This window comes from Limnobacter parvus (assembly GCF_024623725.1).
GTDB classification, from domain to species: Bacteria; Pseudomonadota; Gammaproteobacteria; order Burkholderiales; family Burkholderiaceae_B; genus Limnobacter; species Limnobacter parvus.
In genome coordinates, this window is record NZ_JANKHG010000026.1 from 1 (window position 1) to 14,587 (window position 14,587).

General features: G+C 52.0%; 11 protein-coding genes. 5 read left to right on the forward strand and 6 right to left on the reverse strand.

From position 1 onward, the window contains the following. Both NSP04_RS12690 and NSP04_RS12695 read left to right on the forward strand, forming a co-directional pair. The coding region (locus NSP04_RS12690; RefSeq protein ID WP_257512725.1) for a hypothetical protein at positions 1-267 on the forward strand (267 nt) is incomplete at its 5' end. Positions 268-358: 91 nt separating this feature from the next. Beyond that, complete coding sequence (locus NSP04_RS12695) at positions 359-1,186, forward strand: hypothetical protein (RefSeq protein ID WP_257512726.1); 828 nt, start codon at positions 359-361, stop codon at positions 1,184-1,186. On the opposite strand, the gene NSP04_RS12700 is transcribed toward NSP04_RS12695, so the two are convergent. Continuing rightward, entirely contained in the window at positions 1,183-2,235 is a 1,053-nt protein-coding gene (locus tag NSP04_RS12700; protein WP_257512727.1) for an ABC transporter ATP-binding protein, read from the reverse strand. The two genes, NSP04_RS12695 and NSP04_RS12700, sit on opposite strands and share 4 nt — an antisense overlap. A gap of 218 nt (positions 2,236-2,453) precedes the next feature. Between NSP04_RS12700 and NSP04_RS12705 the strand changes: the two genes are divergently transcribed. After that, entirely contained in the window at positions 2,454-3,971 is a 1,518-nt protein-coding gene (locus NSP04_RS12705; RefSeq protein ID WP_257512728.1) for an ABC transporter permease, read from the forward strand. A 54-nt stretch (positions 3,972-4,025) separates the two neighbouring features. Here NSP04_RS12705 and acnA read toward each other — a convergent pair whose 3' ends face one another. The 4 genes from acnA to NSP04_RS12725 all read right to left on the reverse strand — a co-directional run bounded on the left by acnA (position 4,026) and on the right by NSP04_RS12725 (position 10,137). Beyond that, positions 4,026-6,749, reverse strand: a complete 2,724-nt coding sequence (gene acnA, locus NSP04_RS12710) for an aconitate hydratase AcnA (RefSeq protein ID WP_257512729.1) — start codon at positions 6,747-6,749, stop codon at positions 4,026-4,028. Positions 6,750-6,813: 64 nt separating this feature from the next. Further along, positions 6,814-8,055, reverse strand: a complete 1,242-nt coding sequence (locus NSP04_RS12715; RefSeq protein ID WP_257512730.1) for a DUF2863 family protein — start codon at positions 8,053-8,055, stop codon at positions 6,814-6,816. A 46-nt stretch (positions 8,056-8,101) separates the two neighbouring features. Continuing rightward, positions 8,102-9,031 (reverse strand): sterol desaturase family protein, encoded by a 930-nt coding sequence (locus tag NSP04_RS12720; RefSeq protein ID WP_257512731.1) that lies wholly within the window; start codon positions 9,029-9,031, stop codon positions 8,102-8,104. 134 nt (positions 9,032-9,165) lie between these two features. Then, positions 9,166-10,137, reverse strand: coding sequence for an alpha/beta fold hydrolase (locus NSP04_RS12725; protein WP_257512732.1), 972 nt, complete (start codon positions 10,135-10,137; stop codon positions 9,166-9,168). 101 nt (positions 10,138-10,238) lie between these two features. Here NSP04_RS12725 and NSP04_RS12730 point away from each other — a divergent pair, with 101 nt between their 5' ends. Then, a complete protein-coding gene (locus NSP04_RS12730; RefSeq protein ID WP_257512733.1) occupies positions 10,239-11,237 on the forward strand; it encodes an AraC family transcriptional regulator in 999 nt (332 codons plus the stop codon). Positions 11,238-11,427: 190 nt separating this feature from the next. Then, positions 11,428-14,010 carry a bifunctional aconitate hydratase 2/2-methylisocitrate dehydratase gene (acnB, locus tag NSP04_RS12735; RefSeq protein WP_257512734.1) on the forward strand — a complete coding sequence of 861 codons (2,583 nt, stop codon included), beginning with the start codon at positions 11,428-11,430 and terminating at the stop codon, positions 14,008-14,010. Between the two features lie 47 nt (positions 14,011-14,057). Here the strand turns inward: acnB and NSP04_RS12740 are convergent, their stop codons facing one another. Continuing rightward, the gene (locus NSP04_RS12740) at positions 14,058-14,483 is read right to left on the reverse strand and encodes a hypothetical protein (protein ID WP_257512735.1); all 426 of its coding nucleotides are present in this window, start codon (positions 14,481-14,483) and stop codon (positions 14,058-14,060) included. Positions 14,484-14,587 lie beyond the last annotated feature (104 nt).

Consider the following 14,587-nt stretch of genomic DNA (forward strand, 5'->3'; position numbering starts at 1 on the left):
GAGATTGTGGACGGCATCACAGACCCAGTGATTGATCCGATTATTGAGATTGTGGACGGCATCACAGACCCAGTGATTGATCCCATAACCGACATCGTAGAGGGTGTGCTCCCTGACCTAGGGTTGCTTTCCGGACTAGGCTCAAGCCCTTCCAGTGATTCTGATTTTGGTCTGCTTGATTCCTTGAGCAGTGGGATTTCTTCAAGCGCGGGTTCAGAAGGTGGAGCGCTGGATGGTTTGCTGGGTTCGATCGACCCAAACAAGTAAACGTACCCCTTTTTTGATAGGGGGAGTTTTTGAATCCAATTGATGCGGGCATTCGTATAAAATACGTATTCTCGAAAATTAGATTGAATTCATGTCAAATTTAGCCATTCATCTGTCGGTAAAAGCAGAGCCCAGTCCAGCGGCTGTGGAGCTGCTTGGCCCTGAGAGTGTGGCAACCATCGAGTTTTTTGACAGCTTCCAACCCTCTATGAGTTCAAGAGTTTCAATGAATGCTCTGGACGGACTAAGCCCGCGCGAATTGGGCGTCGCCCAATCCACCGGTGTGGGAGAATTTCGGTGTACTTCACAGGCGTGCGTCAGCGATACAAGCCTATTTGAGAGCAGTGCAGCCATTGCAAACGTGGATCCCGGCCTGCTTGCAAATAGCCAGGTGGCGGATATCATGGAGCCTATGAATAATCAAGCAAGCTTTGAATCTTTAAATTCTGAACTAACCAGCGCACTGCCCCGGATTCAGCACGCCTTGTCCGGTGAACTTGATTTCGCTGAACTGAGTCAGTTGATTGCCGATATTCAATCGCAGGTATTGGACCTGAGTTCCCTTAGCAGGGATTTGTTTGGTGACGTTTCCAATGATGCCCATGAAATAGCCAGTCAACTCTCAACATTGGACACTGAGTCGATTATTGCGTCGATGCAAATCGATTCCGCATCGTTCGCCCAGCCCGCATTGGCTATGGACCCGACTTCGTTGGCCCATTACGCGACGCTGGATGGTTTGTTCACTTCCCCAGAGGCATTCCCCCTCACCATGGACTTCTCAAGTTCCAGCAGCGTTCAAGAAGCGTCTGAATTGTTTGCCTCGACCGGAAGCGCCTCTTCGATCAGTTCAACGGCCTCCAGTTCAGAAACCGATTCTGGCCTAGTTGGCAAAGATACTCCTGGTTCCACCGATTAAATTCGGTCAAACGTGATCACGTGGTCGAGCTCTAACTTAATACCGATCGGTTCGCCGATTGCATGGTTGTGGTGGCTCGGGACCAAGGCAAGCACTTGAACGCCACTTTCTAGCTCCAATGTGTACAGAAAGTCTGCGCCACGGAACGCCTTGCGCACCACTTTGGCCTGCATTGGGCTGGCATCGTCGTGAATAATGTCGTCGGGCCGAATCAACACATCAAATTCATCGTATGAGGGAAGCTGGTCTTCAGTTAAGCGAAGGTGGGCCAGTTCAATTTGCAGCCCAAGTTCTGTTTTTCTCCCCGGTAGAAAAACGCCCTGACCGATAAAATCAGCCACCATGCGCGAATTTGGCTGGTGGTAAAGGCTGTACGACGATCCCCATTGTTGCAGTTCGCCCGCGTGCATCACGCCGATGCGGTCCGCCATGCTGAAAGCCTCGTGTTGATCGTGGGTTACCAAAATGGCACTCATGTTCTCGGCCTTCAGAATTTCCCGAACTTCGAAGGTTAATCGCTCTTTCAGCTCCACGTCCAGATTCGAAAAGGGCTCGTCCAAAAGTATCAGGGTCGGCTTGGGTGCCAGTGCACGGGCCAATGCCACGCGTTGTTGTTGCCCCCCAGACAATTCATGCGGGTAGCGATCGGCAAGCGCCTCTAGCCCGATCAGAGCCAACAGTTCCCCGCTTCTTTGTTTTTTCTCTGGTTCGTCACGCTTGTGCAGGCCAAATTCAATATTCTTGCGCACCGACAAATGTGGAAATAGCGCGTAGTCCTGAAACACCACACCCACATTGCGGTTTTCCGGGCTGCGTACTCGTCCAGCCTCGCTGGCTTTTTCGCCTTTTAACTTGATCATGCCGTTGCTAGGCATTAAAAAACCGGCAATTGCACGAAGCAGGGTAGTTTTGCCACATCCGGACGGACCCAACAAGCAAGCGATTTCTCCTTGCGCCAATTCAAAGCTGACGTCCCGCACTGCAGGTGCGTCGCCGCCCGGATAGAGAATGCTCAGGTTTTCAATGCTTAAGGCTGGAATTTGCTTCATATTTCCTGTGTTGCCGGGGTCGGATTACTACTCAGTTCACCTTCGATCAGGTCGAACTGCCTGAACTTAAAGTAAAATCGTTCTCACTTCTATTTTGCCATGTCCGGGCGGTTTGTTTGTTTACTCTGGGGTTAAGAAGTCGTATTTCTGTTGCACTGTTGGCGTTGTTGCTGCTGCTCCCGTTCGTCTATTTGATTGGACTTGCCGGAACCAGCCTCGTGCAGGCTCCCGAGGTTCTCCGGCATTTGGCCAGCACCATTCTCCCCGACTTGATTTGGCAAACCATTTATTTGTGCGTCGGTGTGGTGGTGCTGACCAGCACCATGGGCGTGTTGCCCGCATGGTGGGTTTCTGCGCATGAGTTTCCGGGCAGAAAATGGCTTGAATGGCTTTTGTTGTTGCCCATGGCGATGCCTTCTTACGTAATCGCCTATGCGTACACCGACGCCTTGCAGTATTCCGGTTGGTTGGCCAGCAGCTTGCGGGAATTGTTTGGCAGCGGCTTCAGAATTCCTGAAATCCGATCAACCACAGGCGCAATTCTGGTGCTCAGTTTTGTGTTGTACCCCTATGTGTACATCATGGCGCGCACCGCATTTCTGGGTCGTAGTCCTTCTATGCTGGACGCGGCGAGGTCGCTTGGACACAGCGCCACCAGTGCTTTTCTGAAAGTGGGTTTGCCAGTTGCCCGTCCGGCATGGGTGGTGGGTCTAACCTTGGTCTTGATGGAAACGCTGGCCGAATACGGTGCGCTTTCTTATTTTGGTGTGCAAACATTCACCACTGCTATTTTCAACACATGGTTGAATTTGGGCGACCGTGACAGTGCGGCTTTGCTGGCAGTGATGTTGCTCGCAGTGATGTTCTTTTTAATTGCGTCTGAATCAAAAGCGCGTGGGCGTGCCCAGTTTTACACTCAATCGGGCAAGGGCAGTGCGATTGAACGCAAGCGCTTAAAGGGTAGCCAGGCTGGTTTTGTGATGTTCTTGTCCACAATGCCCTTGGTGTTGGGTTTCATTCTTCCAGTGATCATTCTTTTGGCATTGGTGGTGGATGTAGACACGACCATTGACTGGGCGCGTAGCTTGCAGTGGGCTTATCATTCGGCGCTTTTGGGCGGCATGGCCGCTGCAGTGGCAGTGTTTTTGGCCATATTTCTGGCTTATGTGAAACGACAGGCCCAAGTGTGGTGGGTCACCGCCATTTATCGCTTGATTTCATTGGGATATGGTGTGCCCGGTGCAATTTTGGCAATTGCTATTTTGCTGCCCTTGGCGGCGGTTGACCGTTTTACTTATGAAATGGATTGGCAAATCCCGGCGCTCACTGGCAGTGTGTTGGCGCTGGTGTATGCCTACAATGTGCGCTTCACATCTGCGGCCCTGCAGTCGGTTGATTCCGGTTTGCAGCAAATTACCAAACACATTGATGAGTCGGCCCGCGTATTGGGTCGCAGCCCACGCCAAGTGCTGTGGCATGTTCACTTGCCTGTGTTGAAGGGGTCTGTGGCCACCGGTATGCTGTTGGTAATCGTTGACGTGATCAAGGAGTTGCCAGCCACCTTGGTGTTGCGCCCATTTGATTTCGACACGCTTGCTGTTGTGTCATATCAATTTGCTTCAGACGAGCGCTTGACCGAGGCAGCTGTGCCGGCCCTGATGATCGTGATGATTGCTTTGGTGCCAATTTTGCTGTTGATTCGCCAGGGTGCCAAGCAGGCAAGAAGCGGCGTTTAGCGTCGCTTCTAAACTCAGCCTTTAGATTTTTGTGCTTAGCCCTGGCTTTCCTGCTTATCCCGCCAAAAGCTCTCGCAATACAAATGGCAGAATGCCTTTGTGTTTGTAATACTCAACTTCAATTGGCGTGTCGATGCGGCTGAGCACCTTGATTTCCTGCACTGCGGCATTCGCGCGTGTAATCCGTAAGGTCAGCTCGGCCTGAGGCGCGGTGTCTTCAGCCAAGCCGATTACATCATAGGTTTCACTGCCATCCAGTTTCAGGCTTTGAATTGAATCGCTTCCCAAAAACTGCAAGGGCAACACACCCATGCCCACCAAATTGCTGCGGTGAATTCGTTCATAGCTGCGGGCCACAACTACCTTCACACCTAGCAGTTGGGTACCTTTGGCAGCCCAGTCGCGCGATGAGCCAGTGCCATATTCTTCACCGGCCAGCACGATGGTTGGCGTGCCTTGGGCAATGTATTCCATCGCTGCGTCGTAAACGGTCGTTTGCTGGCCATCTTTAATGGTGTACCCACCTTCAATCCGGTTGCCGTTGGCATCGGGTGGAATCATCAGGTTTTTTACACGCACATTGGCGAACGTGCCACGAATCATGACATCGTGATTGCCCCGGCGTGAACCGTAGCTGTTGAAGTTCACCAGCTCGACGCCATGCTGCTTCAGGTATTGCCCCGCTGGGGTGGTGGGTTTGAATGAACCTGCGGGTGAAATATGGTCTGTGGTCACCGAATCGCCAAGAATCAACAAGGGCTTTGCGCCTTTGATGGTGTCCACTTTCGTGGGGTGCATGGCGAAGTCGTCGAAGAAGGGCGGCTTGGCGATGTAGGTGGATTCGGGCCAGGTATATACCTGCCCCTCGGGCGCGGGCACGCCATTCCACAGGTCGTGGCCTTCAGTGAAGTTGCTGTACAGGCGAACGAAGGTGGCAGCGTCGAGTGCGGTAGGAAGCAGGGCGTTCACTTCCTCATTGCTGGGCCAAATATCGCGCAGGTACACTGGCTGGCCATCGCTGCCACTGCCAATCGGTTCTGTGGTCATGTCCATATTGGCTTTGCCACTTAGCGCAAAGGCAACCACCAGGGGTGGCGAGGCCAGGAAGTTTGCTTTCAAATTGGGGTGAATGCGTGCCTCGAAGTTGCGGTTACCCGAAAGCACGGCGCATCCAATCACGTCATTTTTCAAAATGGTGTCGTTGATTTCTGGCAGCAGATCGCCTGCATTGCCAATGCAAGTGGTACAGCCATAGGCGGCCACATTGAACCCAAGCTTGTTCAGGTAGGGTTGCAAGCCTGTTTTTTCGAGGTAGTCGCTGACCACGCGTGAACCTGGGCCAAGGGAAGTTTTAATGTGCGGCTGCACCTTCAAACCTTTTTCAACTGCTTTCTTGGCCAGCAGGCCAGCTGCCAGCATTACGCCAGGGTTTGATGTGTTTGTGCAGCTAGTGATGGCCGCCAGCAACACATCGCCATGGCCAATGCTGAGTTTGTCCAGGCCCGTGGGGTAGCGGGTGTTCAGGGTGGCTTGGTCTTTACCAAAACCGTTCGCAGTCATGGGTTCAGAAAACAATGAGTCAAACTGAGCCTTCATGCTTTTTAGCAGCACACGATCTTGCGGGCGCTTTGGGCCAGCCAGTGAAGGTTCTACTGAATCAAGGTCGAGGGTAACAACACTGGAATAGTCGATGGCGCCAGGCGCTGGCATGCCCAACAGGCCTTGAGCTTCGAAATACGCCTCGAAGCGGTCGGCCTCGGCTTCGGTGCGGCCGGTTTTTCTCATGAATTCAACAGTTTTTGCATCGGGTGGGAAAAAGCCCATGGTGGCACCATACTCGGGTGCCATGTTGGCCAGCGTTGCCCGGTCTGTCACTGACAAACTGGCCGCACCTGGACCATAAAACTCCACAAATTTGCCCACCACTTTCTTTTTGCGCAGCAGCTCGGTAATGGCCAGCACCAAGTCGGTGGCAGTAATGCCTTCACGCAAAGCGTTTGTTAGCTCTACACCCACCACATCGGGCGTCAGGAAATACACAGGCTGGCCCAGCATGCCCGCTTCAGCTTCAATACCGCCCACGCCCCAGCCGACCACACCCACGCCATTGATCATGGTGGTGTGGCTGTCGGTGCCCACTAGGGTGTCGGGGTAATACACGGTGTTTTCGTTTTCATGGCCAGGTTTAACCGCGCTGCGAATGCCACGGAACAGGTATTCCAGATTCACCTGGTGAACAATGCCGATGCCCGGTGGCACCACTTTGAAAGTGTCAAAAGCCTGCATGCCCCATTTCATGAACTGGTAACGCTCGCCATTGCGCTGGAACTCAATTTCCATGTTCTTCTGCAATGCATCTTCGGTGCCGAAATGGTCGATCATGACCGAGTGGTCGACCACCAAGTCGACTGGCACCAAGGGCTCGATTTTCTTGGGATTGTGACCCATGTCGCTTGCCACATTGCGCATGGCGGCCAGGTCGGCCAGCAGCGGCACGCCGGTAAAGTCTTGCAGTACCACGCGCGCAACAATGAACGGAATTTCATCGGTGCGTTTGGCTTGCGCTTGCCAGTTGGCCAATTGCTTGATGTGCTCCTCAGCCACTTTTTTACCGTCGCAATTGCGAAGCACCGATTCAAGCACAATGCGAATCGACACAGGCAAACGCTGCAAATTTGGAAAGCCTTGTTCAGCCAGCTTGGGCAGGCTGTAAAACCGGCCTTGCTGACCTGTTTTGGTAGTGAAGGTGCTGAGTGTTGAGTTTTTCAGGGTTGACATACCTGTTTCTCCCTTTCTGTGAGATGCCGAAGAATTTCGGCACCGTATTGCAAAATCTTTGATATCAATGCAAGTGCATACTGCTTGGAAGTTCGGAGTCTTCAGGCAATTCCGCATGCAGTAGCTCGCCTTCCGGGTTGGGGTACAGGGGCGAACCGCAATCTTCACAGTACTCGAGCGGAAAACGTTCTTCGAGTACCTTGATTTGTCGAATACCCACCTCTTTCAGTAGGGCTTCAATTTTCGATCGAATCACCGGGTTGTCGGGTTCGCTTTGAATGTCTTTCTCATACACAGGGTCGGGCTCATTGCCGTATTCTTCGCCAATTAATGGCCACACCACACCGTGCACAATTTCACTGTTTCCTTCCACTGAAAAGCCGATGCGATATTCTTCAATTTCCCCACGATCCACAAACGCGCCCACGCTGGCGTGAATTTTGTGTGTGGGTACGTCCAGTGCACTTTCCAGAAAAGCCGCTGAAGCCCGCACCGAGTAGGCACGCGCTTCTTTTTCAGCTTCCCGGCAAGCGTTGTACAAACCGTTGGGCAGCATCAACTCAAGCAAGCAGCCGGGCATGATTTTTTGCAGGGCTTGGCCGCCAGTTAAGCGCCAGTTTGTCAGTACTTCTTCTTTGCTCAGCAAGGTGCCATTGCTGTGGGCCTCGACTTGCCATTTAAACGCAGGTTGGCCGGCAGGTACAGAAACTGCACCGATCAGGTAACGCACATCGCTTAAAAAACTCTGGGTGGCGGGCAGGTTTTCAGTGTCGATTCTCACTTTCACGCGATCAATTGCAGCTTGGCCCAACTGGCGAGCAAGCTCGGCGGCAGCAGTGTAACTTTCCGGCAGTTGATCGGGGCTGAACAACATGTTGGTGAGTACCAGGTGAGCATGATCAGACAGCACATTTTTTTGGAGCAGGGCGGTGAACTCAGCCACCGTGTTTTCTTCAATTTTTCCGGAAGGAATGTTGTACGTTGACCAGGCTAGTACCGGGGCGGCCAGCAACAGGATGTCCTCTTCCTGGCCCAGTTCCGGGCTTTCTACTGTGTTTTCAATCGAAAACGCCAATTCATCGTAAGCGCGGTAGTTTGTACTGTATAGGTGGTCGAGTGTCTGCATCAGGGTGGTGTCGCTGCGGCCCTCCAGCATAGGGGCCAACGCAGCAAACAGCTTTTTCTTCCAGAAACGACGCTCGAGCCGGCTACCCGCGTCGGCCAGCAGAATCGCCAAGTTCGCCAGTGGTTTGGCGTACTTGGACAGTTTGGATCTTGAAGCGGTGTTTAATGGTTTTCTGCGCATGGGTAGTCCTTAAAAGGTTCCACCCATTGTAGTACGAGAAATTTGCCTAAATTGTTTTGTCGCGCAGGTTGGACTGATCGGTCAGGTCGGGCCGAACCCACTCGGGCGGCGCCCAAATGTGTTTAACGCGGTACCAAAATGGGCCGGGTTTCAAGGCATCGCTGAACATGTCGCGCCACTCGTGCGTGTTCAATGTCCAAATGTTATTGGTTTTGGGCTGGCGTACTATGCCGTAATCCACTGGCGCAACTTCAGGTTCGAAAGTACCGAAGATTCGGTCCCAAATAATCAGCACACCTCCGTAGTTTTTGTCGATGTACTCATTGTTGCGGCCATGGTGCACCCTGTGGTGGCTGGGCGTGTTGAAAAAGTACTCAAACCATTTTGGAAATTTGTTCACGGCCTGCGTGTGCACAAAGTACTGGTAGCCAAGGTTCACGCCGTAGGCCAGCAGCACTGCCCACACGGGAAAGCCGATCAGCAGCATGGGTGCCCAGAAAATTTGATGCAGGTTCACCGCATAAAACAGGCTTTGACGCATCGCCGTGGTGGTAGTCATGTTCTCGCCGCTGTGGTGTACCACATGGGCACACCAAAACCAGCGCACACGGTGGCTGCCACGGTGAAACCAGTAATAACAAAATTCAATCCCGAAAAGCAATGCTGCGAAACTGAGCGGCGTGACTTCGATGGTTGCAATTCGGAAAGTGTAAATCCATTCCATGAAAGCAGATACGAACAGTGCGAACCACACCAGTTCCATGGCCTGGTAGGTGCCGCCCAGTAGCATGTTGGTGATCACTTCATTCTTTTTGAAAAAAAACGATTTGCCCACTTTTTTCAAATACAGGTATTCCACCAAGGTGGCACCCAGAAACAGGGGGGTAAGCAAAGTGAGAAATACCTGTTTCCAATCCGGGTTTGGACCGAACAGCAGGTTGAATGTGGGCATGGCCTGATTGATCAGTGCTTCCATGTTGTCTCCGCGTATTGGTTTTTTTGATGTTTTATAGTTTGCCGCGGGTTTGGCAAGAAATATTGTGAGATCAAGCTTGATTTTTGTGAAAATGCGCCAAGTGGCACTGACTGCCCAATCTTCGATGAGTCCGATTATTGCCCGATCGTCTCCCGCCATTTCACATAATCAGCCGCAACCTGCTCTGGCTTCTCCATCATCGGAACATGCCCAACCTTGTCCATCAAAATTACATCAAATCCAGGCATGGCCGCTTTCAGTTCGACTGCACCGTCCACATGCAGCACGCGGTCTTCTTTGCCCCAAACTATCAAGCCCGGGCCTTTGTAGTTTGAAGCTTGAAGCGCCGTCGCCAAATCAGAGGGCACTGTTTTGAAATCTTTGTAAATTCGTTGGTGCAGGGGTTGATCAGCTGCAGCACGCGCAGCCATTGCATCCACTACAAATCCCGGGGCGAAAGCAGGGCGCTCATACATGACCACATCCACAATCTTCTCAAATTCTTCCCGGTTGCTGGCTGTCAGCACAATTTCACCGGTCTGCTCAAACTTCTGAATCACCTCTGATTTTCTGGATTCCTGCAAGCCTGCGGGTGCCAGAAACCAGATTGACGACACGGTTTGCGGATACTTTGCTGCGTAGGCGCCGCTGATCCAGCCTCCCATCGAGTTACCACCAATGTGCGTTTGTTCCAAGCCCAGTTTCTGGATAATTTCATGAATCCGGTCTATCTGCGTGTTAATCACATAGTCGGCCGTCTCAACCCTTGTTGAAGCGCCAAATCCCGGCACGTCGATTGCGTACACCGTGTAATGATTGGTCAGGTAATAGGCAACCCGATTGAAATTGTCTTTTGATCCGCCAAACCCGTGAATTAACACCAAGGGCTCGCCATTGCCACCTTGCAGGTAAGGCACCTTAAAGCCGTCGATTTGCAACATTTTGCGATCAAGGCCGGAAATGGCGCGTTCAGCGGCGATTGCGAATCCAGCTGCGCCTTGAATTTCACCCTCCGGTTGTCTGTGTCCACAGGCGCTTAGTGCGAACAAAGCAGCGGCAGAAAACAGGGCGGTGGCGCGACGTAAGGTTGGCTGGATTATTTTCATGGCGTTGTGATTTTGTTTGAATTGAATTGAACAATACGCGCTAGCATAGAACAGTAAAAACTCTTCTGACAATACTTGTTGTCAAATATTGATTCTAATTGATGAATAGCCAATCCCAGGTCGGTCATGTATCTGCCAGTTACGTCAACCTTTTGTTTGAATGGCTGGATTTTAAGCACCCGGAAATATCAGCGCGCCTGCCTTTTACTCGCCCGGTTGCAGGCGAGTTGAACAGAGTATCCGTGCCCCAATGGCAGTCCATGCTGGAATGGGCACAGCAAGAACTGCAAGACCCTGCGATGCCCTTGAAAATTGCCGACCATGTTCGCCCTGCAAATATGGGCTTGCTGGGCTATGTAGCCAGTTGCTGTAACAACCTTGGCGAGGCTTTTGCGCGTTTGCAACAATTTGAGAACCTGGTTTACAGCGTAAACGCCCTTGATGTTGCCTTTTTGGACGATCAAATCATTTTGCGCTGGGGGGCCGAACGGGGCAGGCCTGGTCACTGGGTTGATTCTGTGGCCATTGGCGTGCTGGTTGCATTCACGAATCGCCTGATCGATACACCCGTTCATCCAATCAAGGTGCAATTCATCAACCCTCAGCCTGAGAATGTGGAAGATTTCGAAGCATTTTTTAAATGCCCTGTGGTGTTTGCTGCAGACCACACCGAAGTAGTCTGGCCCCTTGGTTTGCTGGATACCCCATTGAAATCGCCCGACCATGTGATGCGCGGCATGCTTGATCAACAGGCCCGTCTGCTTTTGAAACGGGTCAAAGCAGGAGAAGAACCGATTCCCGGTTTTCAAAAAGCCTTGCAAGAGTCTGTCAGTGCGGGTTCGCCCAGCCTGGAAGAGGTGGCCAGGCGGCTGTTAATGAGCACGCGCACCCTTCAGCGACGTTTAAAAGAGCAGGGTTGTAGTTTTCGTGATGAACTTGAACAGGTTCGGGTTGAAATGGCCAAAAACTGCCTGCAAGCAGGTGAACTCAGCCTGGCAGACATTGCGAACTTCCTCGCTTACAACGATCAAAGCGCATTCACCCATGCGTTTAAAAGGGTCACTGGCCTTAGCCCGGCGAAATATCGGCGTGCAAAGTGATGATGGGTTCTAAAAGCGGTGGGAATGGGCTTCGAGTCCTTCAAAAGCAGGTGAAAGTCCTATATCATATATAAGACTTGAGAGGCACTGAATTCCTTGCGATTTTTGCGTCGCCACACTTGTGTGTGTGCGTGAACTGCCTCAAAATTACACAGTTTCTATTGACCCTCACCCAATCTAGGGAGATCTCATGCTTGAGTCCTATCGCCAACACGTTGCCGAGCGCGCAGCGTTGGGCATTCCGCCACTTCCTTTGTCTGCTCAGCAAACCGCTGATTTGGTTCAATTGCTGAAAAACCCTCCCGCAGGCGAAGAAGAGTTCCTGCTCGACCTGATCACCAACCGCGTACCGGCCGGTGTAGACGATGCCGCCAAGGTGAAGTCTGCATTCCTGGCTGCCATTGTGAATGGTTCTGACACTTGCAAGTTGATCGACCGCAAGAAGGCCACTTTCTTGTTGGGCACCATGCTGGGTGGTTTCAACATCAAGCCATTGATCGATGCGCTGAACGACGCCGAAGTGGGCGACATTGCTGCTGAGGCCTTGTCTAAAACGCTGTTGATGTTTGATTACTTCCACGACGTGAAGGATTTGGCTGACAAGGGCAGCGCAACTGCAAAGAAAGTCATGCAAAGCTGGGCCGATGCCGAATGGTTCACCAGCCGCCCCGAAGTGCCACAAAGCATCAAGCTGACCGTGTTCAAGGTAACCGGCGAAACCAACACCGACGATTTGTCACCAGCGCCCGACGCCTGGAGCCGCCCCGACATTCCGCTGCACGCACTGGCCATGTTGAAAAACCCGCGCCCCGGCATTGAAGCGGATGAGCCAGGCAAGGTTGGCCCCATCAAGCAACTGCAAGCCCTGATCGCCAAAGGCAATCCAATCGCCTACGTAGGCGACGTGGTGGGTACAGGTTCTTCACGCAAATCAGCCACCAACAGCGTGTTGTGGTTCACGGGCGACGACATTCCGTTTATTCCAAACAAGCGTTTTGGCGGCTACTGCCTGGGCAACAAAATTGCCCCAATCTTCTTCAACACCATGGAAGACGCTGGCGCATTGCCCATCGAACTCGATGTAAGCCAAATGGACATGGGCGATGAAATTGAATTGCGCCCCTTCGAAGGCAAGGCCTTGAAAAACGGTGCAGTGATTGCTGAATTCAGCATGAAGACCGATGTGTTGTTCGACGAAGTGCGCGCCGGCGGCCGCATTCCATTGATCATCGGCCGTGGCTTGACCGATCGCGCTCGCGCTGCTCTGGGCCATGGCCCAAGCCCAGTGTTCCGTCGCCCGTCTTCACAAGCTGCTTCTACACAAGGTTACAGCCTAGCTCAGAAGATGGTGGGCAAGGCCTGTGGCGTGGAAGGCATTCGCCCAGGGACCTACTGCGAACCCAAAATGACCACCGTGGGTTCACAAGACACCACTGGCCCAATGACTCGCGACGAGTTGAAAGACTTGGCTTGCCTGGGTTTCTCTGCTGATTTGGTGATGCAGTCTTTCTGCCACACCGCCGCTTACCCCAAGCCAGTGGACGTGAAAATGCACCACGAATTGCCTGATTTCATCGAGAATCGTGGCGGTGTTGCATTGCGCCCAGGTGACGGCGTAATTCACAGCTGGTTGAACCGTTTGCTGATGCCCGACACTGTGGGCACCGGCGGCGACTCACACACCCGCTTCCCCATCGGCATTTCATTTCCTGCTGGTTCTGGCCTGGTGGCGTTTGCCGCTGCCACCGGTGTAATGCCTTTGGACATGCCTGAATCCGTGTTGGTACGCTTCAAGGGCGAAATGCAGCCCGGCGTAACTCTGCGTGATTTGGTCAATGCAATTCCCTTGTACGCGATCAAGTCGGGTTTGTTGACAGTTGAAAAGAAGGGCAAGAAAAACATTTTCTCTGGCCGAATTCTGGAAATTGAAGGTTTGCCACAACTGAAGGTTGAGCAGGCTTTTGAATTGTCTGATGCTTCTGCAGAACGCTCAGCTGCTGGTTGTACAGTGCATTTGGACAAAGAGCCAATCATTGAATACATGAAGTCCAACATCACCTTGATGAAGTGGATGATTGCTCAGGGCTACCAAGATTCACGCACGTTGACACGTCGCATTCGTGCAATGGAACACTGGATCGCCAACCCTGAATTGTTAAAAGGCGATGCCGATGCAGAATACGCAGCGGTAATCGAGATCGACTTGGCCGATATCAAAGAGCCAATTCTGGCCTGCCCGAACGATCCCGATGACGTTAAATTCCTTAGTGAAGTTGCCGGTGACAAGATTGATGAGGTATTCATCGGTTCTTGCATGACCAACATTGGTCACTTCCGCGCGGCTGGTAAGGTTCTGGAAGGCAAAACCGACATTCCAACCCGTCTGTGGATTGCCCCGCCCACCAAGATGGACCAGCATATTCTGACTGAAGAAGGCTATTACGGCATTTTGGGCCGTACGGGCGCGCGCATGGAATTGCCTGGCTGTTCGCTGTGTATGGGCAATCAGGCTCAAATCCGCAAGGGTTCTACGGCGGTGTCGACTTCAACGCGTAACTTCCCGAATCGTTTGGGTATCGACACTCGCGTATACCTCAGCTCAGCCGAACTGGCGGCAGTGTGTGCGCTAATGGGTAAGATCCCGACCGTGGAGGAGTACATGGAGCAGGTGAAAATGCTGGGCAGTGTCTCTAGCGATGTGTACCGCTACATGAATTTTGATCAAATTCCAGAGTTCGTAGAAATCGCTAACAAGGCGCAGTTGGCTGCCTGATGCGTGTAATGTGAGTGCTGTAAAAAAGCCACCTTTCGGTGGCTTTTTTACATTTGTTCGACTCGTTCACCCTTTGATCGAGGCGTTTTCTTTTTTGGCCGGCTGGATTGAATCAACAACTCCTTGAGCGTAGAGTGGATCACGCAGATTTCAGCCAGTTTACCCAAGCGACAAATATCACGTTGGTTTGAGAATCTCACCAGCATATCTTGATGGTCTTCTTCCAGAAAAAGAATGTTGGCATTTGGGAATAAATTTTCAAGCTTTTCCAGCGCCTCGGGCTCGAATTCAACCATGATGTTCATGTCGCACACCACTACCTTGGCCTTTGTCACATCTCCAAGTTCCTCGGCGGCAATTTCTCGAAATGCATGAATGGACAATTCCCCCAGCCCGCTAAGAAAGCGCTGGTACGCCATCATTTTGATGGGGTAATCACTAAAAACTACGCAAGGTAGAGGGTTTGCTTTCATTCAAACATTCTTGTCTGTCATGGGTCTATTTCAGTCATTGTTCCTCTTTCTACCCAAAGTGTGTATTACCTGAGTGGGGTAAGATAAACACCTACAAAAAGAAT